The 22,350-nt window shown below is 57.6% G+C and carries 23 protein-coding genes and 2 pseudogenes; 10 read left to right on the top strand and 15 right to left on the bottom strand.

The genetic code is table 11. The features are described 5' to 3' along the window. Window positions 1–5: 5 nt before the first annotated feature. Window positions 6–1,205 (top strand): MFS transporter, encoded by a 1,200-nt coding sequence (locus tag ACA041_RS19470; protein WP_497436005.1) that lies wholly within the window; start codon window positions 6–8, stop codon window positions 1,203–1,205. 183 nt (window positions 1,206–1,388) lie between these two features. Here the strand turns inward: ACA041_RS19470 and ACA041_RS19475 are convergent, their stop codons facing one another. The 5 genes and pseudogenes from ACA041_RS19475 to ACA041_RS19495 all read right to left on the bottom strand — a co-directional run bounded on the left by ACA041_RS19475 (window position 1,389) and on the right by ACA041_RS19495 (window position 4,218). Further along, window positions 1,389–1,769, bottom strand: coding sequence for a nuclear transport factor 2 family protein (locus ACA041_RS19475; RefSeq protein WP_134102361.1), 381 nt, complete (start codon window positions 1,767–1,769; stop codon window positions 1,389–1,391). 93 nt (window positions 1,770–1,862) lie between these two features. Further along, window positions 1,863–2,012, bottom strand: a pseudogene (locus ACA041_RS19480) (oxidoreductase); the annotation flags it as partial. 57 nt (window positions 2,013–2,069) lie between these two features. Continuing rightward, a pseudogene (locus ACA041_RS19485) lies at window positions 2,070–2,345 on the bottom strand (TetR family transcriptional regulator C-terminal domain-containing protein); the annotation flags it as partial. A 74-nt stretch (window positions 2,346–2,419) separates the two neighbouring features. Continuing rightward, window positions 2,420–3,679, bottom strand: coding sequence for a cation:dicarboxylate symporter family transporter (locus ACA041_RS19490; protein ID WP_497436008.1), 1,260 nt, complete (start codon window positions 3,677–3,679; stop codon window positions 2,420–2,422). A gap of 113 nt (window positions 3,680–3,792) precedes the next feature. Continuing rightward, complete coding sequence (locus ACA041_RS19495) at window positions 3,793–4,218, bottom strand: VOC family protein (protein WP_497436011.1); 426 nt, start codon at window positions 4,216–4,218, stop codon at window positions 3,793–3,795. Window positions 4,219–4,424: 206 nt separating this feature from the next. On the opposite strand from ACA041_RS19495, the gene ACA041_RS19500 reads away from it, so the two are divergent. Together ACA041_RS19500 and ACA041_RS19505 are read left to right on the top strand one after the other, a co-directional pair. Next, entirely contained in the window at window positions 4,425–5,303 is an 879-nt protein-coding gene (locus ACA041_RS19500) for a LysR family transcriptional regulator (protein ID WP_497436016.1), read from the top strand. 436 nt (window positions 5,304–5,739) lie between these two features. Next, a complete protein-coding gene (locus ACA041_RS19505) occupies window positions 5,740–6,513 on the top strand; it encodes a ParA family protein (protein WP_497436021.1) in 774 nt (257 codons plus the stop codon). Between the two features lie 41 nt (window positions 6,514–6,554). Here ACA041_RS19505 and ACA041_RS19510 read toward each other — a convergent pair whose 3' ends face one another. Together ACA041_RS19510 and ACA041_RS19515 are read right to left on the bottom strand one after the other, a co-directional pair. Continuing rightward, window positions 6,555–7,250 (bottom strand): tRNA (adenine(22)-N(1))-methyltransferase, encoded by a 696-nt coding sequence (locus ACA041_RS19510; RefSeq protein WP_497436023.1) that lies wholly within the window; start codon window positions 7,248–7,250, stop codon window positions 6,555–6,557. A 24-nt stretch (window positions 7,251–7,274) separates the two neighbouring features. Then, on the bottom strand, window positions 7,275–8,201 hold the full coding sequence (locus ACA041_RS19515; protein WP_497436026.1) for a Gfo/Idh/MocA family protein: 927 nt from the start codon (window positions 8,199–8,201) through the stop codon (window positions 7,275–7,277). Between the two features lie 259 nt (window positions 8,202–8,460). Here ACA041_RS19515 and ACA041_RS19520 point away from each other — a divergent pair, with 259 nt between their 5' ends. After that, complete coding sequence (locus ACA041_RS19520) at window positions 8,461–9,612, top strand: ATP-binding protein (RefSeq protein WP_497436029.1); 1,152 nt, start codon at window positions 8,461–8,463, stop codon at window positions 9,610–9,612. A gap of 27 nt (window positions 9,613–9,639) precedes the next feature. Here the strand turns inward: ACA041_RS19520 and ACA041_RS19525 are convergent, their stop codons facing one another. Together ACA041_RS19525 and ACA041_RS19530 are read right to left on the bottom strand one after the other, a co-directional pair. Next, a complete protein-coding gene (locus ACA041_RS19525) occupies window positions 9,640–10,023 on the bottom strand; it encodes a Rap1a/Tai family immunity protein (RefSeq protein WP_497436035.1) in 384 nt (127 codons plus the stop codon). A 215-nt stretch (window positions 10,024–10,238) separates the two neighbouring features. After that, on the bottom strand, window positions 10,239–10,577 hold the full coding sequence (locus tag ACA041_RS19530; RefSeq protein WP_497436041.1) for a hypothetical protein: 339 nt from the start codon (window positions 10,575–10,577) through the stop codon (window positions 10,239–10,241). A 196-nt stretch (window positions 10,578–10,773) separates the two neighbouring features. Between ACA041_RS19530 and ACA041_RS19535 the strand changes: the two genes are divergently transcribed. The 4 genes from ACA041_RS19535 to ACA041_RS19550 all read left to right on the top strand — a co-directional run bounded on the left by ACA041_RS19535 (window position 10,774) and on the right by ACA041_RS19550 (window position 15,597). Beyond that, the gene (locus ACA041_RS19535; RefSeq protein ID WP_497436044.1) at window positions 10,774–11,010 is read left to right on the top strand and encodes a hypothetical protein; all 237 of its coding nucleotides are present in this window, start codon (window positions 10,774–10,776) and stop codon (window positions 11,008–11,010) included. Between the two features lie 300 nt (window positions 11,011–11,310). Continuing rightward, on the top strand, window positions 11,311–13,437 hold the full coding sequence (locus tag ACA041_RS19540) for a TonB-dependent receptor family protein (RefSeq protein ID WP_497436047.1): 2,127 nt from the start codon (window positions 11,311–11,313) through the stop codon (window positions 13,435–13,437). Window positions 13,438–13,616: 179 nt separating this feature from the next. Then, on the top strand, window positions 13,617–14,432 hold the full coding sequence (locus ACA041_RS19545) for an alpha/beta fold hydrolase (protein WP_497436050.1): 816 nt from the start codon (window positions 13,617–13,619) through the stop codon (window positions 14,430–14,432). Further along, a complete protein-coding gene (locus ACA041_RS19550; protein WP_497436055.1) occupies window positions 14,422–15,597 on the top strand; it encodes a PAS domain-containing sensor histidine kinase in 1,176 nt (391 codons plus the stop codon). Before ACA041_RS19545 ends, ACA041_RS19550 begins: the two co-directional genes overlap by 11 nt. 113 nt (window positions 15,598–15,710) lie before the next feature. Here the strand turns inward: ACA041_RS19550 and ACA041_RS19555 are convergent, their stop codons facing one another. The 3 genes from ACA041_RS19555 to ACA041_RS19565 all read right to left on the bottom strand — a co-directional run bounded on the left by ACA041_RS19555 (window position 15,711) and on the right by ACA041_RS19565 (window position 17,810). Continuing rightward, the gene (locus ACA041_RS19555; protein ID WP_497436059.1) at window positions 15,711–16,136 is read right to left on the bottom strand and encodes a DUF2628 domain-containing protein; all 426 of its coding nucleotides are present in this window, start codon (window positions 16,134–16,136) and stop codon (window positions 15,711–15,713) included. A 94-nt stretch (window positions 16,137–16,230) separates the two neighbouring features. Further along, window positions 16,231–17,493: a YiiG family protein gene (locus tag ACA041_RS19560; RefSeq protein WP_497436065.1), complete on the bottom strand. Its 1,263-nt coding sequence runs from the start codon at window positions 17,491–17,493 to the stop codon at window positions 16,231–16,233. 11 nt (window positions 17,494–17,504) lie between these two features. Further along, window positions 17,505–17,810 (bottom strand): panthothenate synthetase, encoded by a 306-nt coding sequence (locus ACA041_RS19565; protein ID WP_497442123.1) that lies wholly within the window; start codon window positions 17,808–17,810, stop codon window positions 17,505–17,507. A gap of 241 nt (window positions 17,811–18,051) precedes the next feature. On the opposite strand from ACA041_RS19565, the gene ACA041_RS19570 reads away from it, so the two are divergent. Together ACA041_RS19570 and ACA041_RS19575 are read left to right on the top strand one after the other, a co-directional pair. Next, window positions 18,052–18,504 carry a thiol-disulfide oxidoreductase DCC family protein gene (locus tag ACA041_RS19570; RefSeq protein WP_497436069.1) on the top strand — a complete coding sequence of 151 codons (453 nt, stop codon included), beginning with the start codon at window positions 18,052–18,054 and terminating at the stop codon, window positions 18,502–18,504. Between the two features lie 513 nt (window positions 18,505–19,017). Beyond that, a complete protein-coding gene (locus tag ACA041_RS19575; protein WP_497436073.1) occupies window positions 19,018–19,200 on the top strand; it encodes a hypothetical protein in 183 nt (60 codons plus the stop codon). Window positions 19,201–19,378: 178 nt separating this feature from the next. On the opposite strand, the gene ACA041_RS19580 is transcribed toward ACA041_RS19575, so the two are convergent. The 3 genes from ACA041_RS19580 to ACA041_RS19590 all read right to left on the bottom strand — a co-directional run bounded on the left by ACA041_RS19580 (window position 19,379) and on the right by ACA041_RS19590 (window position 22,350). Further along, entirely contained in the window at window positions 19,379–19,978 is a 600-nt protein-coding gene (locus tag ACA041_RS19580) for an HD domain-containing protein (protein ID WP_497442124.1), read from the bottom strand. 231 nt (window positions 19,979–20,209) lie between these two features. Beyond that, window positions 20,210–21,028: a helix-turn-helix transcriptional regulator gene (locus tag ACA041_RS19585; RefSeq protein WP_497436078.1), complete on the bottom strand. Its 819-nt coding sequence runs from the start codon at window positions 21,026–21,028 to the stop codon at window positions 20,210–20,212. Further along, entirely contained in the window at window positions 21,025–22,350 is a 1,326-nt protein-coding gene (locus ACA041_RS19590) for an MFS transporter (RefSeq protein WP_497436082.1), read from the bottom strand. Before ACA041_RS19590 ends, ACA041_RS19585 begins: the two co-directional genes overlap by 4 nt.

Raw genomic sequence — 22,350 nt, forward strand, 5'->3', positions numbered from 1 at the left:
AAACAATGACTGATCACCTCCTCCCGACGCCTCACAAATCATGGGGCGCCGTATTTGCCATGTCGCTCGCCGCCTTCGTGCTGGTGGCATCGGAGTTTATGCCCGTCAGCCTGCTGACACCGATTGCCGCAGACCTGCATATCACCGAGGGGCAAGCCGGCCAGGGAATCTCCATTTCGGGGCTGTTTGCCTTGTTCACCAGTCTTCTGATCGCAACGGTGGCCAGGCGGGTTGAGCGCAAACCGCTGCTCCTTTCACTGACACTGTTGATGATCCTTTCCGGAACAGTGGTCGCATTCGCACCGAACTACTGGGTGTTCATGATCGGCCGCGCGCTGATTGGTATTGCGATTGGTGGCTTCTGGTCATTGTCGGCGGCAACCGCCATGCGCCTGGTGCCTGATGACCAGATCACTCGCGCAATGGCAATCGTCAACGGCGGCAACGCTTTGGCAACCGTGATTGCTGCGCCATTAGGCAGTTTTCTCGGCGCCTTGATCGGCTGGCGCGGGGCGTTCCTGTGCGTCATTCCGGTCGCGGTTATCGCCTGTGTCTGGCTTTTTTTCAGCCTTCCAGCGATCAAGTCGCACAGCGCTCCAAGCACCGGGAATGTCTTCAGGTTGATGAAAAGCCTGCCCGTCGCGTTAGGCATGGTGGCGGTCAGTGTCTTCTTCATGGGTCAGTTCATGCTGTTTACCTATCTGCGCCCTTTCCTTGAAACGGTGACCCACGTCAGTGTTTCCACGCTGTCGCTGATGTTGCTCGTCCTCGGCTTGGCGGGTCTCGCTGGAACATTCCTGATTGAAGCGTTCCTGAAAAATGGCCTGCATCGAACCCTCATCGTCATCCCGATCTTGATGGCGGCGATTGCACTGGCGCTTGTTTCATTCGGTAGCTCGGCAGTTACCACCACTGTCCTGCTTGGCCTCTGGGGACTGGTTGCCACCGCTGCGCCCGTGGGATGGTGGACATGGCTGGCCCGAACGTTGCCAGACGCCGCTGAAGCGGGAGGCGGCTTGATGGTGGCGATCATCCAACTGGCCATTGCATCGGGCGCAACCGTTGGCGGGTTGGTGTTTGACTCGATTGGCTATCGAGCGACCTTCGAGTTGAGCGCCACTTTGCTGGGCGTGGCAGCTGTACTTGCTTTCCTTGCTGCACACGCGGCATCACGGGAGCCGCTTGCATCAGTGAACATCGCGTGAAGTGAACACAAGACACACGAAGGCAACTTTACCCAAACTTGAGGGATGCTTTTCGGCCTTGGACTCAACCGGGATCGTTGGACACTCAACCTTCGAACTGTACTGCCTTGATGTTCTTTGACATGGGTCTCTCCTTTCAGTGAGGACGAGGTACAACGCACCTCGCCAAATGCATTTAAGGGATTAAGCGCTCGGGTGGGTGTGGTAAATCTTGCTGACGATCGTCCACTTGCCTTCTACCTTCAGGAGGTTGAAGAAGTCGGTGAAACGAAATCCCGAAACGTTGTCGGTATCGACCCGAGCACTGGCGGCAGTACCCACGATGTCGATGCGAACGATCGCGGCTTGGGCTTCGGGGGACGGACGGAAGGAGTTGTCGATGACGTCGTACAGGTTCTGAATCGCGCCGCCGACGAGTTTGTCGCCATCGACGCCAAACATGGTGGCCTGCTGGCTGAACGCGGGCTTCATCAACGCGCTGTCAGCTTTGGCACCACCTTCGTTGTACTGGCTAAGCACGTCGACGATCGCGTTGTATTCCTGGACGTAAGTTGGATTGCTCATGATGTACTCCTGATTGAAATGATGTACCAATGACCATTGGGTCTAGCGGCATTGCAGGGGCGATGATCACTGTCGGGCAAGGGGAACCACCGGGGCGCGATGGTCAGCGTGCAGTTCATTAGGCACCCCATCTTCTGCCATCCGGCTGCGCGCCACCGGAGCCATGACGATACGATTAGCCAGTTGCAAGGCGCCCATCTGCGCGGGCGAGAAAAGATCGGTGTTATGACTGTTATCAATCATGCTGAATACCTCTACTATTAGACCAGTCGTCTAGTAAGTCGGTTAAAAAAAACGCCTCTAGGCCAGCAGGCGTTTACTTGTGACCAGTGCAGTTTCAAAGGGAGCCGTGGTCTTCTTGACCTTGACCAACAGCGAGGCGCCAAGCCATAGCTGGTACAACGATTCGGATAATGTCAGCGCGTCCTGGGCCTTAGAGATAGAACCATCGGCCATGCCCTGCTCAACACAACGCGTGATCCGCTGGATGATCAGCGCGGTGCCCTCTTCCAGCACCGTGCGCATATCTTCCGACAAGTCGCAGACCTCAGCGCCCAGTTTCACCACCAGGCATTTCTCCTGCTCTCACCCACACCTGATGAACTGACTGAGCCGTTAGCGTTTCCTGTCGGACGCCTTCTCGTGGATTGCTATGCTTTTTGCGCTACCGGATGGACTCGTGAAGGCTCAAGGGCCGCCCTCTCCCATTTGGCGATAACCAACGGTGCGATGGCATTCCCCAACACGTTCAATGTGGTGGTACCGCTATCGATAATCCTGAAGATGCCCGCGATCAGTGCAACCCCCTCCAATGGAAGACCGGCAGAGGCCAACGTAGCTGACAAGATAATGATGGCAAATCCAGGTACCCCGGCAGCACCTTTGGAAGTCAGCACCATCGTCACTACCAGCAAAATCTGCTGAGACAGCGAAAGATCGATTCCATAAAGCTGAGCGACAAAGATCGTCGCCACGCCCAGAAAAATCGATGCACCATCCAGATTGAATGCATAACCCACCGGCACCACAAAACTGACGATCCGCCGCGGGACACCGTAGCTCTCCAACTTGCTCATCAACTGCGGCATGACCGCTGCGGATGCTGCACTCGAAAATGCAAGAATCAACTCATTCCGGAAATACTTGATCAGCTTGAAAATGTTTTCGCCGATCAGATAGCAGATCCCCCCGAGCACCACCAATGCGAAGACAATCAGGGCCAGATAAACCACACCAATCAACTTGAGCAGGGGCAATAGCGAGGCAAATCCAAAGGTCGCAACGGTGGCGCCAATCATGCCAAATACACCTATCGGAGCATAAGCCATGACAATAGAAACCACTTTGAACATCGCATCAGAAACACCCTGAACCATAGCGACCACTGGCGCGCTCTTCTCCTTGGGAAGCGAGTTCAATGCCATGCCGAACAACACGGCGAAGAACAGCACCGACAGCAGCTTGGCTTCGGACATTGCCACAAAGACGTTGTCCGGGACGATGTTCTGCACAATCACGAGAGCGCCCTTCGAAGGTTCCATCGTGATGGACGCAGCGCTATGCGTAATGCCGGAAATATCAGTGCCTGTGCCAGGCTCGAAGATATTCGCGAAACAAAGACCCATCACAATCGCCAGGCCGGTGATCGCAAAAAAATATCCCAACGACTTTATGCCCATACGACCAAATGACTTGTTATCTCCGCCTCCTGCGATGCCCAGGATCATGCAACAGAACACGATCGGAACAACCACCATCTTCATCATCTTGATAAAGATGTCGCCGAGCGGTTTCAGGACTTGCGCACTGACCCACGATTGATACTGCGGATGAGTATTGAAATACCAACCGACAAGCACGCCAAGCAACAGCCCGGCAATGATTTGCCACACCAAGGGAATACGTTTCATGTCTAGCCTTCTTGTTGGAATGAAAGGACTGCGTTAATTGGCAGTTGCTAGAGTCATGAGCTTCCAGCTCACTTGAGTTCAAATGGCACAACGCTGTTGTGCCAACCCGTTTCTTATTTTGCGAAGAGCTGGCTCATATCCTTGAAGGCCTTGAATTCCAGGGCATTTGCGCAAGGATCAAACAAAAACATGGTGGCTTGTTCGCCAACCTGCCCTTTGAATCGGATGTAGGGTTCAATCACAAACTCAGTGCCAAAGGACTTCAGGCGCTCGGCCAGTGCTTCCCACTGCTCCCAGCCCAGGATGATGCCGAAGTGAGGAACAGGTACGTCGTGGCCGTCAACCGGATTGCTATGGACGCTTTCCTGGGCAGCGGTTTTTGGATGTTCATGAATAACCAGCTGGTGGCCATAAAAGTTGAAGTCGACCCACTGGGTGCTGGAACGACCTTCTTCCAGGCCAAGCACTTCACTGTAAAAGGTGCGTGCGCCAGCGAGGTCGTAAACCGGGATTGCGAGGTGGAAAGGCGAGAGGCTCATCAGAACTCCAATGACAGTATTTTTATTGGTGAAGAACGGGCCGTATGAATGCTGCCCGTTGGTTTTCGCGACGCTTCAAGATCCGCCGCCCCACCGACGTCGGCTCAGAGGTTGGGGCTGTCGTCGGGGGATAGCCACATCGTAGAGCGGCAAACCAAACAATAAAATCAATATAAATTTCTTAGAAATACAATTAATATTTGTGAATGATCAAAGAACTCAAGACACTCATTGCTGTAGCCCGTGAAGGCACTTTCGCTGCTGCCGGGAACAGGATCGGTCTCACCCAGGCCGCCGTGAGCGCACAGATTCAGCGCCTGGAGGCCGAGCTTGGCTTCGAAATATTCGACAGGAAAGGACGCTCGGCCCACCTCAACAGGATGGGCCATCAGATACTTCTACAGGCTCAAGAGCTGCTTCGCCTCTACGACAATCTGGGCTCTACCACGGTCGGACTTCCCGCGAGCATTCTGGTGAACATTGGTGCAATCGCTTCCGTCCAACGCTCCTTTTTACCGGACGCCCTGGCCAAGTTTCACCAACAATGCCCGCAGTGCCGCACACGAGTAATCCCAGGGCTATCGATGGAGTTGGTCAACCTCGTGGATGCCGGCGAAATAGACATGGCGGCAATTATTCGCCCGCCCTTCTCGCTTCAAAGCGATCTGCGTTGGACAACCTTGGCGCTTGAGCCTTACCGTCTGATCGTTCCGCGAGAAGTGCCGGGAGACGATTGGTCAAAGCTGCTTTCCAGCCAACCTTTCATTCGGTACGACCGATCATCCTTCGGGGGCAGGCAAGTCGACCGCTTCCTGCGCCAGATGCATTTCACCTTGCGTGAGGTGTGCGAGCTGGATGAACTGGAGGCCATCATCAAGCTGGTGGAAAATGGCGTTGGTGTAGCGCTGGTGCCGCAGACAGCAACGCATCAGGAATGGCCCACAGGTGTACGAGCGCTCGACCTTGGACAGCACACCTTCCATCGTGACATCGGGCTCGTGCATAGGGCTCGGCAAAGCTTTACCGAACCGGTACGCATACTGGCTCAACTTATCAGTGATCAGGTAAACACCAGCGTTGAATAATCCACGCAGTAAAAAGGGCCCTTGAGGGGCCCTTTGTACTCAGATCAAATTCACCTGGCCAGCCAGGACTCCATTTTTTCGGAACCGTATTTTGCTTTCCATTCCTTCAGCGCCTTGGGTTTCAACGACTTCGCCCGGAAATCGGTTTGCGGAACGGAACGCAGCGCCAAGGTGTCATTTGTTTAGACACCTTGGTGTTCTACATCCTGTCGAAATAGAGAGGTACGTTTTATGAACAATATTATCTACATCGTTGGGGCAGTGGTGATCGTGCTGGTTATCCTGTCGTTCGTCGGTCTTGTATAGGCAGCGGGGGGCGCTGCACAAACGCTGATGAGAGGGGCTGTCTTAAAACTGAAATCTGTTAGTCATATATTGAAATCAATCGGTTTCATAACCTTGGCTTCAGGCCTCCTTCACGGATTGAACAGCCCTCATGCGTCGTGTCGTCTTCAATCAAAAAGGTGGTGTTGGAAAATCCAGCATCGCCTGCAATCTTGCCGCTGTGAGTGCAGCGCAAGGCTACCGAACATTACTGGTTGATCTCGACCCTCAAGCGAATTCGACTCACTACCTCACGGGCCTGCTCAAAGACGACATTCCCACGGGCATTGCCGACTTCTTCAGACAGACACTGTCTGGAGGCTTTGCCAACAGGAAGTGTCGAGTGGCCATAACCGCGACTGCTTACGAGAACCTCCATCTGGTGACCGCCAGTCCTGATCTTCTGGATCTGCAGTCAAAACTTGAGAGCAAGTTCAAGATCAACAAGCTGCGCAGGTTGCTGGTGGAGCTTTCCGAAGATTACGAGCGCATCTATATCGACACCCCTCCCTCGCTGAATTTCTTTACCTTCAGCGCCCTGGTCGCCGCTGATCGTTTGCTGATCCCCTATGATTGCGACAGCTTTTCCCGGCAGGCCTTGAATAGCGTCATCGCTCAAATAGAAGACCTGCGCATGGATCACAATGAATCGCTGCAGGTCGAGGGAGTGGTGGTTAATCAATTTGTCGCACGCACCGGCTTGCACCAGACACTCGTAGACGAAATGCTCGCAGAGGGTCTTCCCGTGCTACCGGTTTATCTGAGTAGCTCAATCAAAATGCGTGAGTCCCACGAAAAATCCGTACCCCTCATCCATTTGGCACCGCGCCATAAGCTATCGGTGCAGTTTGTCGATTTGCTGGATGCACTGGAGCGAGCAGCTTAAGTTGGTTTTCGGCGACCTTTCGGATCAACCCCAGGCCGGGCTCAAGCCAGCAACTCGGTGATCCACCGGGCCTGCCGGGCGATCTCCTGCACCTTCTCTTCGGGCACGGCCTGCCGCGCCCGGGCGAAGTGGGTCAGGGTCTGCTGCTTGTGGCGCAGTATGCGCTGCCACTTGAGCAGGAACGCCGGGGTGCGTGCCTGCATCTGCAGCGGGCCGAAGTACAACTCCTCGGCGGTGTACATCACCGGCCCGGCGCGCTCGGCGACGATGATTTCGTAGTAGAAGCGGTTTTCCCGCAACAATTCTTCGCAGAGGATGCGGTAGCCATTGTCCATCAGCCATTGGCGCAGGGGCTGCTCGCCGCCGTTGGGCTGCAGGATCAGACGTTCCTCGCCGCTCAGCCGCGCCTTGCCGCCGTCCAGGATGTCACGGATCGTCTCGCCGCCCATGCCACAGATGCTGATCGCCGTGATCCCGTCTCCCGGTTCGATCGCCGCCAGGCCGCTGGCCAGGCGCACGCTGATCCGCTGGTCCAGGCCATTCTCGCGCACGGTGCGTTCGGCCGAGCGGAACGGCGTCAAGGCCACCTCGCCGGCCACCGCCGCCACGATGGCGCCGCGGCGCATCAAGGCCACCGGCAGGTAGCCGTGATCCGAGCCTATATCGGCCAGGCGCGAGCCGGCTGGCACATGCGCCGCCACGCGCTCCAGGCGCATGGACAATGTCTGTTCGTTCAACTGCGGTTCCTTTTCACCACAAACCTAATCATAAAACGGCGCAACCGACGTCCGACTGCCGACAAAGAAGCTGTCGGCGACCAGTCGCAACGGCTGCAGGTCCAGGTCACTGGCGTTGTCGCCGATCAGCTGTTGAAAATGCCGATACACCGCCGCGTATTCGCCCTCCTCCGATACGGCCTGGCGCACGCCGTCAATACTCAACAGCGCGCCACCGTTGTCCAGGCGCAGGGTGCCTTCGGCGCAGCGAATCTCGATGCTCCACAATTCATCATGACCGTGGTCGAAATCAAACTCCACGCACACATCGAGATGGCGCGCGTCAGACATCTTGATGGAAGCGGCAATAGGTGACTGGCAGTTACTGGGGACCCGCAGTTCGGCAGACTCGACAAACAGCGGCAGCGCCAGCAGATGGGTAGCAATCGACAAGGCATTGATGCCGGGATCGAAAACGCCCAGGCCTGCGGGTTGCCAGATCCATGCCTGGCCAGGGTGCCACTTGCGCACATCTTCCTTCCAGTCGATCCGTACGCTTTGCGGGGTGCGGCTGGCCAGCCAGTCACGGGCGGCTTCGATGCCGGGCGCGTAGCGTGAATGCCAGGCGAACAAAGCGCTGACACCTCGTGCCCCGGCCTGATCGACCAATGCCATCGCTTCACCCAAGGTGGCGCACGGCGGCTTTTCTACCAGCACGTGTTTGCCAGCGGCCAGCGCTTGTTGCACCAGGGCAAATCGTCCTTGGGGCGGCGTGCAAAACGCAATCGCATCGACGGGCGGACCCTTTTCGAGCAGCTCGCTCAGGGACCCGAAGTTCTCTACCCCGGCGCAGGGCTGCCCTTGCGTTGCGACAGACACCAGCTCAAACGCGGGGTTGGCGTTGATCGCGGGGACGTGTTGATCCTGGGCAATCTTGCCGTAGCCCACCAGACCGAGACGGATCGGTTGCATCAATGACTCCTGTTGTTTTTCTTATCGGGGTAAGCGAGTTGGCAAGATTACGTTTGAATGGCGGGGAAGTCATTGATGACGTGCTGACGTTCCGTCCGGCGCGCGGGCGTGAGCGCTGCAATCCCCTCTGTGCAAATCAGACCACCCCAACCGGCGCCTGCCACACATCCAAGGAGTTTGCCCGTCCATGGGTGATTGATGCTTTACTGAGTCACCGAACCGGCGCCCTGCACGGTTCAACGTTCAGGTCCGGACCGCTATGCGTTTATCGGGATTCATCCTCGAAAATATCGAACCCATTGTCCAGCAATGGGAGAATTTTGCTCGAACGATGGACACGCCTGGCAAGCCTCTCGACACGGAGGCGCTTCGTGACCATGCCGAATTGATGCTTCGAACCATCGCCGCTGATTTACGGACTGAGCAATCGGCCCAACAACAGATAGAAAAATCGCAAGGTCATGACGCTTCGGAGGAACTGACCGCCGCCAAATCCCATGCGATTACCCGCCTGATGTCGGGATTCACCATCGACCAATTGGTTGCAGAGTTCCAGGCACTACGCGCAAGCGTGATCAATCACTGGATGAACCAGATGAAGGCCGGGACACCGCTCCACGTCGAAGACATGATCCGATTCAATGAGGCCATCGATCAGGCGCTCGCCGAATCGATCAACAGCTACTCGAAGGCTGTGCAGGCCTCACGCAATGTTTTCCTCGGCATTTTGGGGCATGACTTGCGCACGCCATTGAGCGCAATACTCCTGGGCGCGGACGTATTACTGCGCACGGACGATTTAGGTCCGCGGCCCACAAAAATCGCGTCACGAATCTATTCAAGCGTGAAGAGGGCCAGCCAGATAGTCGGCGACCTGCTGGATTTCACCCGATCTCAGGTCGGCCCCGGCATACCGGTAAAACAGGTTGAAACAGACGTCGGCCCCCTGTGCGAAAGAATTGTCGACGAATCCCGCACTGTCTACCCCGAGACCGACATCCACTTGAATTCGGTCGGGCACGCCACAGGTCATTTCGATGGCGATCGCCTGGAGCAGGTCTTTTCCAATTTGATCAATAACGCCGTCCAGCACGGTGATGGCAATGAACCCGTGACCGTTACACTGGAAGTCTCTGCCGACACACTTTTGTTCAGTGTGCACAATAGCGGCAGCCCCATACCTGAAGAGGTACTGCCGTTTATTTTCAACCCGATGGGACGCTATTCACCTCAAGCATCGATTGAACATGGGCCCTACTCCAGCTTGGGTCTGGGCCTGTTCATTGCCGATCAGATAGTTGGCGCTCACGGTGGCCGCATCGAGGTGTCTTCAGAACGTAACGCAGGAACGACATTCGTCGTGTCGCTTCCGTTGAGCTCAAATAAGGACAGGGGTATAGCGGTCGACTGACGCGACGATAAAGTCGCGACTGCAGGATCATTTGCAGGCGTAAGCCTCTCGGTGTGCCTGAATCGCCAGTGCCGTCTCTGGCAGGTATAACTGGTTGGGGTGGGCCTCCAGATAATTAACAACGACTCCGACGCTCTGTTCATTGTTTACTGACCGTGGAACACAGACGCGATGTTCTTTCGGTAGAAGGTCTGCGTATGCCACCAGAGTCTGGCGAACTCCCTGGATCAGTCCAATGCACAGCCCGCTCTCCAAGGCGTTATAGTCAGTGGGGTTCTTCTGCCTGACCATTTTGCACGCCATGAGCAAACTCTGCCCGTCCGCAAAGGCCTGGCCACACTCCAGCGATAGTAGTGCAGCCAGCACAACCAGCATCACCCATCCAATTCGCGCCATTAGAGTGTCCCCCATGATGCAGTAGAAGCTAGCCTCTTCGGTAGGGAGTGGTGGTCGAATTGCAGATTAATTCAGAATCAGTGGGCTGCGGCCCAAGCTGAAAATAAAGTGACCTCCCATCCAGTGAAGAATCAAAAAAAAGCCCCGCATCCAAATGGGCTGCGGGGCGAAAAATTGGTTGGTTGCGGCCAACCAAAGGAGCTCTGTGAAAAACCTTTACGGGCCGGGGTTCAGATGCATTCCTGCGCGGCGCGTTGAAAACTCGAAGGCAGGAAGTTCGCGGCCAGGAAATGCCGTTCGTAGATGAACACCTTGCCGCCCTTCCCCGCCTTGTAGGCTTCCAGCACGTTGTCCGCCGAAACTTTGCTGGGCACCACGATCCGGTAACTACGCTGTGTCTGCAAAACCGTCGGGTTCAACGCGCTGCCCTGCAATTTCGGCACGACGCAGTCGGCGTATTGGGCTGGGGTCTTGCTGGTCTGCAAGGTCAGGGTCGGATCGTTCGGCACAGAGGCACAACCGGCGATCAACAAGACAAAGGCCATGGCAGGCACAAATAAAGGGCGCATCGATCTCATCCTGAAAGTAATGTCTTCATCACGCGAATTCTTGAGCTGCGTGTTCGATGAAGGCGATTTTCCAACTATTGCCGACAAAGCAGAACTTGCGTTTCTTGATGATCACTATTACTTCTAGCAATAGTTGTGCGTCGCGCAGACGGATGCACACTCATAATGACTGGACAAGCTTGAAGAGGATCTTTCCTTGAGAACTTTTGACCTGATCCGCGACGCCGTGTTACCCGACTTCCGTGACCGGGTTGCCGAGTACCTGATCGAATACGAAACGGTCCTGATGTGCGAAGAAGCGCCCGAGCCGGAGCTTGCGCGGGCCACCGCCAATCAGTTGCGCGGTTATTTGCGCGGGTTGAACACCATGCGGGTATTGGGCATGGCGGATTGGGAGGAACTGGATCGGCGGGTGGTGACTACATGGCTGTAGGGTAGGTACCACTGCATCCTTGCCGCGCCCCCCCTGCGCAACGCCTGCGTTCGGCAGAGATGCAATGTGGGAGCGAGCCTGCTCGCGAATGCGGACTGACAGCCGGCATCAATGTCGACTGACCGGCAGCGGCCCCTTTATTGGGGTCGCATTCGACTAACGACGCACGACTGGCTAGCGAAAAAAGCCACCTGGCGATGGCGTTACCGACTCAGAAAACAAAATTGCCATGTGTTTCCTTCGTTCTTCTCTACGTCGCAGTTCTTCACTGCCCGTTCCTGTCCGTCTGGAGTTCCCTCAATGCCCTCGCCCAAAACCTTGCCCGCTGCGCTGCTGGGGCTGGCCCTTGCCTGTCCGGCCATGGCCGAGACCCAAGGCCTGGAACTGGGACAAGTGCTGATTCAGGCTGAGGGCCAGAGCGGTGAAGACGCGTCGATCGAGGACGCCAGGGCCCGGCTGGCCGAAGTGCCCGGCGGCACCAATGTGGTCGATCTGCGCCGCCCCCTGCAGGGCCGCGTAGCGAGCAATCAGGATGTACTGGCTTATCAACCGGGGGTCTATGCCCAGTCCGCGGGCAACGAAGGGGTCAAGATCTCGATCCGCGGCTCGGGGATCAACCGCGCGCCGGGTGCCCATGCCTCGGGTTTGTACGCCATGCTCGACGGCCTGCCGCTGACCGGCCCGGGTGGCACGCCCTATGAGTTGCTCGAGCCGTTGTGGCTCGACCACGTGGAAGTGCTGCGCGGCGCCAACGGTTTCGACAGAGGCGCCCTGGCCCTGGGCGGGGCCATCGACTACATCAGCCATACCGGCTACGACGCACCACTGTTGCAGGTGCGCTACGCCATGGGCAGCCGCGGTTATCAGCAGCGCCAAGTCAGTTCGGGGCAGGTGCTGGGCGACTTCGACTACTACGTGTCCACGACCGACGCGCGGGCAGACGGCTACCAGGACCACACGGCCAGCGAGAGCCAGGGGGTCATCGCCAACTTCGGTTATCGCTTCAACCCGAACCTGGAAACGCGCTTCTACCTGCGCTATCGCCAGACCGACAACGACCTCGCCGGGCGCGTCACCAAGCATTCCATCGAGCATGACCCACGGGCCGCCAACCCCGCCTACGTATCGCGCGACGACAGCCGTGAGCAGCCGGGCAGCACTTTCATCGGCAACAAGACCACCTACTACATCGACGACGATTCGAGCCTCCAGGCCGGCCTGGTCTACCACGACTATCCCATGGACTTGCGCGAGGGGCCCAACCGTTTAAAGGTCGCCTACACGGATGTCAGCGGCACCTTCGACTATAAGCGTCGCGACACCCTCTGGGGCCTGCAAAGCCATAGCACTGTGGGTCTGCGAGTGACCAAGCACCTTCCCAATGCCGGCGCCAGCGAACGGGTGCGCATCCCCACCGGCAACACCGCCGGCTACGCGCCGGGCACGCACATGCGCAACTTTACTTATCAGGGTTCGGACACCGTCTTGCATGTGGGCAATGACCTGGAGATCGCCGACGACCTATGGTTGACCACCGGCCTCGCCGCCATCTACACCCGCCGCGAAAGCGCCGTGACCTACCCCCAAGGCGGCGGCAAGACCAGCCTGAACGACTGGGACTACGCCCCCCGCCTGGGCCTGCGCTACCAACTGACACCCGACCTGCAGTTGTTCGGCAATCTCAGCCGCTCGGTCGAGGCGCCACACCCCTGGTCGCTGATCTACAGCTCCAGCATCCGCTTCCCGGCAGGCAGCGGCGCCGCCACGGGCGCCCAGCGCGATCCGATAAAGTTGCAAAACCAGACCGCGACCACCCTGGAAATCGGCGGCCGCGGCGACAGCACGATGGGGCAATGGAGCCTGGCCTGGTACTACGCCCAGGTGCGCCACGAACTGCTCTCGGTGTTGCCAGATGCCAACGCCACCACGCCCTACGAACTCAACGCCAGCCCCACCGTGCACCAGGGCGTGGAAGCCAGCCTGCAGAGCAACCTTTGGTCGCGGGACGACGGCGGCCAGCTGAGCCTGCGCCAGAGCTATACCTTCAGCGACTTCCACTACCGCGACGACGACCGCTTCGGCGACAACCGCCTGCCCGGCCTGCCGATGCACTATTACCAGGGCGAACTGCGCTATGACTGTCCCCAGGGCTTCTTCGCCGCGCTCAATACACAATGGGTGTCCAAGGTGGCGGTTGATTACGCCAACAGCTATTACACCGATCCATACGCGCTGTTCGGCGCAACCCTGGGCTACAACGCGCCCAAGGGCGACTGGCAGACCTGGCTGGATGTGCGCAACCTGACTGACAAGCACTACGCCGCCACCGTCACGCCGGGCTATGACGACAATGGACTGGACGCGGCACGGTCCACGCCGGGCGAGGGTCTGGCGGCGTATGTCGGCGTGTCGTGGAGCCTGCGCTGATATAATTTTTGACCTGGACGGCTTCGAAAACAGGTGAGTTCGCTCCGGTTTGGAGACCCGAGCGCCCCTGCCCAGCGGTCGCCAGGGCCGTTCCCTGTATTAATGCGTGACCGGATACCTCTGACTACCTACACTGCCAAAGACACCAAAAATACCTTTGCCCCGCCCGGATTACACCCATGGATCTTCAACATCGCAATAACGTAACGGTGATGGGTGATGGCCCTTCAACACTGATCTTTTCCCACGGCTTTGGCTGCGACCAGACCATGTGGCGTTATCTCGTCGACCATTTCACCAATCGCTTCAAGGTTGTCCTGTATGACCTGGTCGGTGCGGGCCAGTCGGACCTCAACGCCTATGACCCGGAAAAATACAACTCACTGGCCGGGTACGCCGAGGATCTGGGTGAGATCATCGATCAGTACGGCAGCGGGCCGGTGATCATAGTCGGCCACTCTGTCAGCAGCATGATCGGTGCTCTGGCTGACCGCCAGTCCCCGGGGAAAATCGCAGCCCATGTCATGGTTGGCCCTTCTCCGTGCTACATCGATTGCGACGACTACGTGGGCGGCTTCAAACTCGAGGACATCCACTCGTTGCTCGACACCCTCGACAGTAACTACCTTGGCTGGTCCAGCAACATGGCTCCCGTCATCATGGGCGCCCCAGGGCAACCGGCACTGGGCGAAGAGCTGACCAACAGCTTCTGCCGCACCGAACCCGAAATCGCCAGGCAATTTGCGCGAGTGACGTTCCTGTCCGACAACCGCCAGGACATCGCGGGGCTGACCACGCCTACCCTGATCCTGCAATCCACCGACGACCTCATCGCCCCCATCGCCGTCGGCGAGTACTTGCACGCCGTGCTTCCCAACAGCACGCTCAGCCTGGTGGCTAACGTCGGCCATTGTCCGCACATGAGCGCGCCAAATGCCTGCTCCGAAGCCATGGACAGCTTCCTGTCGCCGTGGATGGGCGAAAATGTCGATTGATCTGCCGTCGCTGCCCGATCCGCGGATGCTGTTCGAAGAAGCACCCTGCGCATTGGTGGTGACAAAAGAGGACGGCACGATCCTGCACAGTAACCAGACGTTCAGCCGCTGGATCGGCTTCGGCGCCCAAGCATTGATCGGCCGGCGCTTTCAGGACCTGCTGACGATGGGCGGGCGAATCTTTCATCAAACGCACTGGGCGCCGCTGATGCAGATGCAAGGCTCGGTCGCCGAGGTAAAGCTCGATCTGGTTCACCAGGACAAACACACCGTGACCATGTTGCTTAACGGTGTAAGACGCGAGCACGCCGATGGTGCGTTTTATGAACTGGCGCTCTTTGTCACGACTGATCGCGACAAGTACGAGCGCGAATTGCTCAATGCCCGAAAAATCGCCGAAAACCTGTTGCGGGAAAAAACCGCCGCCGAATCCGCCCTCCAGCAAACCCAGGCCGAACTGAGCAAAGCCTACGAAGAGTCACAGCGCCGGGCTTCGTTCGCCGAACAAATGGTCGCCATCGTCAGCCACGACCTGAAAACGCCATTGACCGCGATCAGAATGGCCTCTGATTTTCTCGCCCGAGGCGAACACACAGCCAGGGAACTCAAAATGCTCGGCCACATCAGCCAGTCGACGGACCGTGCCGAACGCATGATTGCCGACCTGCTGGACTTTGCATTGGCCAGAGCCGGGCGCGGAATTGCGATCACGCCTTCGGCAGTAGACTTGCACGCATTCGTTGGCCAAAGCGTCGAAGAACTGCGTGTGGCGTTTCCGGAAGCCACCTTGCTGCATGAATCCATCGGGACGGGTAGCGTCTGTCTGGATGCGGATCGGGTGCAGCAAATCATTGGAAATCTGGTGGCTAACGGCGTGGCTTATGGTGACTTGAAACACCCGATCACCATCACCTCACGACTTGAAAAGGATCAGGCCGTGATATCGGTGAATAACCACGGGCCGGTGATTCCAGAGTCGTTGATGGCCGCCCTGTTCGAACCCATGACCCGGGGCACGCAGACTGACAGCGATGGGCGCAGCGTGGGGCTTGGGTTATTTATCGTGAGGGAAATCGCCAGGGCGCATGGCGGGGAAGTGTCGGTCAGTTCAAGCGCGCAGAGTGGTACGACGTTCAATGTCCACTTTGCGAACATTCAGATTTAACACTGTGGGAAGTTGCCACCCACGAGAACGGTGACTCACAGCGTCTTCCAAAAAGGCGCGTAGAGTCACGCTTCACTCAAGGGCTGGCTTCGATGATCACCCTGTACTATTGATTACCAGCGCATGCCTTTGAACGGGTTCCATCCCTGTTCGCCCTTTTGTTCCTTGAGGTAGTACGCGTAGTTGGTGGTGAGTGCATACAACAGGTTGAAAGCAAAGCCCAAGGCAAAGTTGACCTGCTTGGCAAAGCTGAAATCGACCAGTGCATAGACAAACTCCAGCACGACAGTCAGCGCAACAAGGATCGCAATCAGCGTCAGGTTCTTCTTCCACAGCCCCAGCACAAACAGGTAAATCGGTCCAAAGAAGAACGCAATGATGTTGGCGTTGATGGTTATCTTCTGTTTGAGGGGAAGCGGCTTGAGTGCCGGTTTGTACCCTGGTGCATTGGGCGCACCGTGAGCATCGAAAAACGCAAAACGCTCCTGCCATTTTTCGCTGTACTTGCTGCGGTCTTGCACTTGATCCGTCGTGTTCATTCGATAAGTCCTTGTAGTCCCTGAATGGAGTGCTTCTTCCGTATTTCCATGGTGTTGCGGTTTTCTTTTGCTGCCGGCCGACCCTGCTCTCAGTTCAGATGCAACGATCCTGGTTAAGGCCATTAATCAGTGAGGCAAAGGACTGCCCAAACGTTTTCGCATCTCGCTTGATGGGATTATTGAGCTCCCACATCATCTGTCGTTGTTCATCAAATTTGTAGCCCCCGCTTCTTGCCGTGCTGATTGCTTGCCGGCCTTTGCCAACAAAACCGTTCAGATCACTGAGCAGGACATTGCACTTAAGAGCAGGCGTCTGAGCCCGACCCGTTTTGTCCCAGCCCTCGATCATTTTGGCAGTCTTGTTCAGACTTTCCTCAAAAGGCCTGGCTGTTTCCTCAGTCCCGGCAGAGCGGAAAAAATCATCGGACAATCGCACCGATTGCTTGGCGTATAGAACAATGCCTGCGGTGTAATAGCCCAAGCTGTCTTTCTCGGCATCCTCAAAGGCGGTTTGGGTATTGATCTCGTCGCGCTGGCGAATGCCGTCATAGAATTTCGCCTGGACTACGGCCACATCCTCCAAGGCCGCCTCAAGTGCGGGCTCCATATCACGGGCCTTTTTTCCGTCATCGGCGAGGTAACCCTTGGCGCTGGCGTAATTGGCGAGTTCCGCGTGAACAGGCGCCAGTTTTTCCAGGGCGATCAGCATGCCTTTGGCGGGTTCATCCAGCTCCGGCATTGGGTACGAGAGCGCCAATGCCTTGTTCAGGTGCCCTTGCAAAATGGTGATGTCGTAGCCACTGAACATGTAATAACTCGTCAGTTTCTTGCCTGACGCGAGCGGTTTCGCATACTCCCCCTGGCGCTTTTGCAGCGTGTCGCCAAAATCCCCGCCCCTGTTCGCCGCTTCGACATAGATGTTGTATTTTTCGATCTCGGCCTGTCGGGAACTCTTTTCCTGCACTTCATGAGCTGGCGACGCAACGCCTTGGCTGTTGTCGGCCTTGTCACACCCACTCAGAAAAATCCCCATCGAGACCAACAGCCCTGCCAGCAAACTTCTTGAATGCACAATACTTCCCTCTTCCATGACGATCGTTCGGAGAGCCCGACGACCTGCAAAAACATTAATGTCCATATCACTCGGGCCGGCTTCGAGCATGTCATGTAAACGGCTACAGCGGTAAAGTCCTTCGAAATTATCCAGTGAACGTGATGACCACTTAAGCCTGGCGCACTGATCGAGCAAGGCGACACCGCGCTCGACGCCTCCAAGCGTGGCGCACGCGAAAGTATCCGCCTGGTCGATCGGACCCTTGCCAGTGGTGAGCCGCAGCGGGCACGTTGATTCGCTCACTGGAACCCGCTTCACCCCCACGCTTGTCCGAGCTTCTCCAGACCGGCTTTTTGCAGGTCCTGCGGACTCAACACAATACGGAACTTGCAGCTGGCGTTGAACTTGAGGAAAAAGGGTTCCGCAAAAGCGGGGATGTCAGACGGGTCTTGCACATCGACCAGGAAAATCCCGCCGCGCAGGCCATCCTGCTCGGTAAAGTACACCGCCTCCGGCTTGATGCTTTGCAGAATGCCTTCGATAACCTTGCCCACCTCCCCGGCCTTGACCAGGGAGTTGAAGGGTTCATTGGGGCATTCGACCATCAGTAACATCTTCATCATGCAATCCTCTGTTCAACGTGCACCCTGTAGCCATTCCTTCAACGGCCCTTGCGGTTCGTGTCTTCAAGAATAGCCAAGCGTGAGCCCGCCCTTGTTCAGGGTTACAGGCGGTCACGAGGCCAACATCGGGAGCGGGTCGTTCGCCCGTCGCGACAGGCCGCACTCGGCCAAGAACAGACTTTAACGCTGGCAGGCAGGTATGATCCGGGACAACCCAGCCCCGAATGGACCCACGTCTATGCCAGTGCCCCGATTCCGGCCCTCACCCGCGCCATTACTCAAGCAAGGCGAGACCGTGGTCTTGTTCGACGGCGTGTGCAAGCTATGCAATGGCTGGGCAAGGTTCCTGATCCGCCACGACCGCGACCGGCGCGTCCGGCTGGCATCAGTACAATCGCCCGAAGGGCAGGCGCTGCTGGCTTGGGCAGACTTGCCCCTGGATCAATTCGATACCATGGCCGTGATCCGCGACCGGCACTACTGGGTGCGTTCCGATGCAATCTTCGAGGTCATCGCCCTGCTGCCCGGCGTTTGGCGTCCAGTGGGACTGTTGCGTGGCTGCCCGCGCCAGCTGCGAGACTGGGCATACGATCGCATTGCGCTGAATCGATACCGGCTCTTTGGCAAATACGACACGTGCCTGTTGCCCACGCCCGACCATGAGCTCCGATTTTTGAAAGCGCCAAGGTGAGCGCCCTGATACGCACCCATTGGATCGCCCGGGCGAGCCTGGCGTTCATGCTCCGGGCGGCGTTCCGACAATGGTCTCCAGGGCGACGCGTTCATTCAGAATTAACGCGTTATCGTTGACGTCCATCGCGAGCAAGCTTGCTCCTACAACGGCTCGCCTGACGCCCGGGTAAATTGCGAATGAGCAATGGGCCCCAGGCAATGCCAAATGGAATTGTGCGCAAAGGTGCAGTACCTTGTAGTTGCAACACCCTCGTATCGCAATCCAGGTTGAGAGGTGGGTTTCATGAACAACATCGTCTACATCGTCGGATTAGTTGTGATTGTCGTGGTTATCCTGTCGTTCCTCGGGTTTGCATAGCTTCGACGTCCGCACACGACGCTGCCGGCATCGTCCGCATCCTGCGGGCGGTTGAGCACGGGTCAGCACATGGCGGCTGACAGGAAGCCAAATGGAACCCCCCTGCCCGGCGTATGCCTAATCGTTGACTCTATCCGATCAGCGAGTAATCACATGCATATGTCCGAGGCGCACCAGGTCATGGAAGCTCTCTCCACCAACGACGCGAACTTGAAGATTCACGAAGGCTGGAAGCTCATCAGCATCGTGGTGACGACCCATCCCAATGGTCAGCTTCACCCCTGTTACATATTGGGGAAGCCCAAGACTTTGCAGGACGGACAGGTCCAGGATTGAGCGTGGACACCGTAACGGTTTCCAGAATTACGTGACCCGTTCAACCGCGCCCCCTGTGGGAGCGGACTTGCTCGCGAAGGACTCGAGGGCACCGCGTTCATTCAGGTAAAACGCGTTATCGTTGACGTTTTTTGGCGAGCAAGCTCGCTCCTGCAGGGGGGTGGCAGGCAGGGGTCGATCAATGCTGCCATGGCGAGCACAGGATGATGCTGCACAGATCCGTTCGCTTGAAGCCCGGATCCTTGAACGCAAGGAAATCATCGTTGAAGGTACCGAACGTACTGCCAGGCCGATGCTTCATCCCATGATAAAACTCGTCGATCATCTTGTGCGCAAAGTCGCTGTCGCGAGGATACGCGGCGATCACCGCTTCGCGCTGTTCATCGGTGTAATGCTCAAAGCCACGTCCAGCCACATCCATGCCCGCTCCCGCCTGCACCAGGGCGATTTCTGCATGCATATGTTCTGGAATCCCCGGAGTGGTATGGAGGGCAACGGCGGCCCAGACTTTCTCGATGTCCCCTTCGCCAATGCCATGGCTTACCAGGAAGTCGCGCGCGGCGTTCGCACTGTCCACCTCGAAGCGAAGCTGGCTCTCCCGATAGATCGAGGTCAGGCCCAGATCGTGGAACATGGCTGCGACGTAAAGCAATTCCGGATCGTAGATCAGGCCCTTGCGTTCCCCGAGCAGAGCGCCCCAGAAGTAGACGCGGGTGGAGTGGGAAAACAGCAATGGGCTTTCGGTATCGCGAATCAGCTGCGTCACCTCGCGTGCCATTTTACTGTCGGGGATTTTCACCCTGGATATGTCACTCGCTGCCACGGTCTTGTCCTTCTATCGCCTTCCAATTTGAAACAGCTGCACCTGGGACTCGATCTCGAATCGCAACAGATGGGCCCTTTGAAATTGAAAACAATACGCGGCGCCCGGGTCGTGACACAGTGCCAATAGTGAGGTTTTTGCATGCACAAGAAATGCAGGCGCAGTACCGTCTGGATCAATGCGCGCTCAGGACCAACGACCTCTCACCACCAGCCCCAGCAATTCCCGATGTCCGCTGACACCTGTCTTTCGATAAAGCCGCTTGATGTAGGTAGCGGCGCTCGAGCGCTGGATACCCATCAGGGGCGCAATATCTTCCGCACCCAGGCCACTGAGCAGATGCCTGAGCAGTTCGCGGTCCCGACGAGTCAGTTCAGGATAGAGACGCTCGACGCGCTGACTCAGCAAGGAGGGCATCTGATTGGCTTCGATATAGGCGCGATAGTGCAACCGCGTGACTTGAATCAGCAACGGCGCCACCGACTCGATAAATTCGATTTCGCGCTGGTTGAAGTTGCCGTGCTCACGACCTCGATAGAAGTTGATCGACAGCCAGCCGCCACCCTCCTCCTGATGATTGAGCAAGGCCATGCGCTGGGAGATCTGCGGCTGTTCATAACAGACGCGTCGATAGTCACGATGGGTGATGTCTTCGACTGACTGAAGCTGGGCCAGGATTCGCGCACCACCGTATTTCGCCCGATGACCCAGCATCGCCTGGCGGTTGCCATCCAGGCTGTGGAAACGCTCGACGTAATCGCGGGAAATACGCGATATCTCCACCAGCCTGGCCTGATCGGAACACGACAACACCTGCGGCTCCTGGCCCTCGGGATAAGCGAAAATGGTGCATTGGGCCAGCGGCATCACACCCCGCACCAACGTCAACAACTCTGCCGCCAGCCAGGTCCGACAGTCATCGCCCACCCGAGCCAGGAGATGGGCGATTTGCCCCGTCGTCAGTGGGACCTGGTTGTAAACGGTGGTGAGCGGCCAGTGGTTCATTCAGGGATCAATTCGCGCGATGAAGGTTGACGTTCGTGGGGCAGCGTGCGCACCAGTATGGCAGCCACCAGCAACAGCAGCGCCGCGTACAGACAACCGGCGGTATAGGTATGGGTCAGGTCTTTGAGCCAGCCGACCACCAAGGGGTTGAGGGCCGACCCCAGGTTACCCACCGCGTTGATCACCGCGATGCCCACTGCCCGGGCTTGAAAACTCAACGAGCGATCCGGCAGGGTCCAGAAAATCGACATGGCCGTGTAGGACCCCGTCGCCGCCATGCAGACCCCGGCCAGTTGCACGATCGGCTCGTTCGACAAGGCCGTGCAGAGCCAGCCCGCTGCAGCCAGCAACATCGGCAGCGCCAGGTGCCAACGCCGCTCCTGGGTCAGGTCCGAGTGTCGGCCCCAGAGGATCATGCCCACGATGGTGCATATTTGCGGAATGGCCGACAACAATCCGATCAGCGTATTGCTCTGACCAGCGCTGAAGCTCTTGACGATCAACGGCGTCCAGACCGCGATCATCGCCAGGGTGTTGACCAGGCAAAAGTACACCAGACAGAACAGCAGCACCGCGGGCGACAGCAACTCACGTCCCCAGTGAGCGTGGGGTGACGGCGCCTGGCGGTCCCGCTCCAGCAACTCTGCCAGCTGCAGCTTCTCATCGTCGCTCAGCCAGCGTGCCTGGCGCGGCTTATCGTCCAGGTAACCGTACACCGCCAGACCGAGTACGACGCTGGGCAAGCCTTCGAGCAGAAACAGCCATTGCCAGCCTGCCAGGCCCCAGTGGCCATCCATCCCCAAAATGGCACCGGACAAGACCGAACCCCAGCCCGCGGTAAACGGCATGGCGATCATGAACAGCGCATTGGCTCGCGCCCGGTACGCCGCCGGAAACCAGAACGTCATATAAAGCAGGACACCGGGCAGGAATCCCGCTTCGGTGATACCGACCAACGCACGCAACCAATACAGGCTCGCCGCGTCATGCGCAAACAGGGTGGCGGTCGACGCCAGGCCCCAGGCAATCATCAGGCTGCCGATCCAGCGACGGGCGCCGAGTTTCGCCAGGACCATGTTGCTGGGGATGCCGCACGCGATGTAGGCCAGGTAGAAAATCGTGGTTGCCATGCCGAACTGGGTACTGCTCAAGCCCAGGTCGTCCATCATCGTAAGCCCGGCAAAGCCGATGTTGATACGGTCCAGAAACGAAAAAACGAAGCAGATGAAGAGAAACCACAACAGGCGTTTCGAGACTTTGGCGATGACCGGCGGATGAGCGCCGGCCTCCTCGCCAGGGGTCACAGCAGGACGGGATGGCAT

This window comes from Pseudomonas sp. LBUM1676, assembly GCF_059695605.1.

Bases quoted from the DNA above. Each gene is read 5' to 3' on its own strand.
- ACA041_RS19555 (WP_497436059.1), bottom strand. From the start codon at position 16,136: ATGAACACGACGGATCAAGTGCAAGACCGCAGCAAGTACAGCGAAAAA.
- ACA041_RS19545 (WP_497436050.1), top strand. From the start codon at position 13,617: ATGGATCTTCAACATCGCAATAACGTAACGGTGATGGGTGATGGCCCT.
- ACA041_RS19525 (WP_497436035.1), bottom strand. From the start codon at position 10,023: ATGGGGGACACTCTAATGGCGCGAATTGGATGGGTGATGCTGGTTGTG.
- ACA041_RS19505 (WP_497436021.1), top strand. From the start codon at position 5,740: ATGCGTCGTGTCGTCTTCAATCAAAAAGGTGGTGTTGGAAAATCCAGC.
- ACA041_RS19540 (WP_497436047.1), top strand. From the start codon at position 11,311: ATGCCCTCGCCCAAAACCTTGCCCGCTGCGCTGCTGGGGCTGGCCCTT.
- ACA041_RS19590 (WP_497436082.1), bottom strand. From the start codon at position 22,350: ATGCCATCCCGTCCTGCTGTGACCCCTGGCGAGGAGGCCGGCGCTCAT.
- ACA041_RS19515 (WP_497436026.1), bottom strand. From the start codon at position 8,201: ATGCAACCGATCCGTCTCGGTCTGGTGGGCTACGGCAAGATTGCCCAG.
- ACA041_RS19565 (WP_497442123.1), bottom strand. From the start codon at position 17,810: ATGAAGATGTTACTGATGGTCGAATGCCCCAATGAACCCTTCAACTCC.
- ACA041_RS19470 (WP_497436005.1), top strand. From the start codon at position 6: ATGACTGATCACCTCCTCCCGACGCCTCACAAATCATGGGGCGCCGTA.
- ACA041_RS19475 (WP_134102361.1), bottom strand. From the start codon at position 1,769: ATGAGCAATCCAACTTACGTCCAGGAATACAACGCGATCGTCGACGTG.
- ACA041_RS19575 (WP_497436073.1), top strand. From the start codon at position 19,018: ATGCATATGTCCGAGGCGCACCAGGTCATGGAAGCTCTCTCCACCAAC.
- ACA041_RS19490 (WP_497436008.1), bottom strand. From the start codon at position 3,679: ATGAAACGTATTCCCTTGGTGTGGCAAATCATTGCCGGGCTGTTGCTT.
- ACA041_RS19500 (WP_497436016.1), top strand. From the start codon at position 4,425: ATGATCAAAGAACTCAAGACACTCATTGCTGTAGCCCGTGAAGGCACT.
- ACA041_RS19580 (WP_497442124.1), bottom strand. From the start codon at position 19,978: ATGGCACGCGAGGTGACGCAGCTGATTCGCGATACCGAAAGCCCATTG.
- ACA041_RS19530 (WP_497436041.1), bottom strand. From the start codon at position 10,577: ATGCGCCCTTTATTTGTGCCTGCCATGGCCTTTGTCTTGTTGATCGCC.
- ACA041_RS19550 (WP_497436055.1), top strand. From the start codon at position 14,422: ATGTCGATTGATCTGCCGTCGCTGCCCGATCCGCGGATGCTGTTCGAA.
- ACA041_RS19585 (WP_497436078.1), bottom strand. From the start codon at position 21,028: ATGAACCACTGGCCGCTCACCACCGTTTACAACCAGGTCCCACTGACG.
- ACA041_RS19570 (WP_497436069.1), top strand. From the start codon at position 18,052: ATGCCAGTGCCCCGATTCCGGCCCTCACCCGCGCCATTACTCAAGCAA.
- ACA041_RS19495 (WP_497436011.1), bottom strand. From the start codon at position 4,218: ATGAGCCTCTCGCCTTTCCACCTCGCAATCCCGGTTTACGACCTCGCT.
- ACA041_RS19520 (WP_497436029.1), top strand. From the start codon at position 8,461: ATGCGTTTATCGGGATTCATCCTCGAAAATATCGAACCCATTGTCCAG.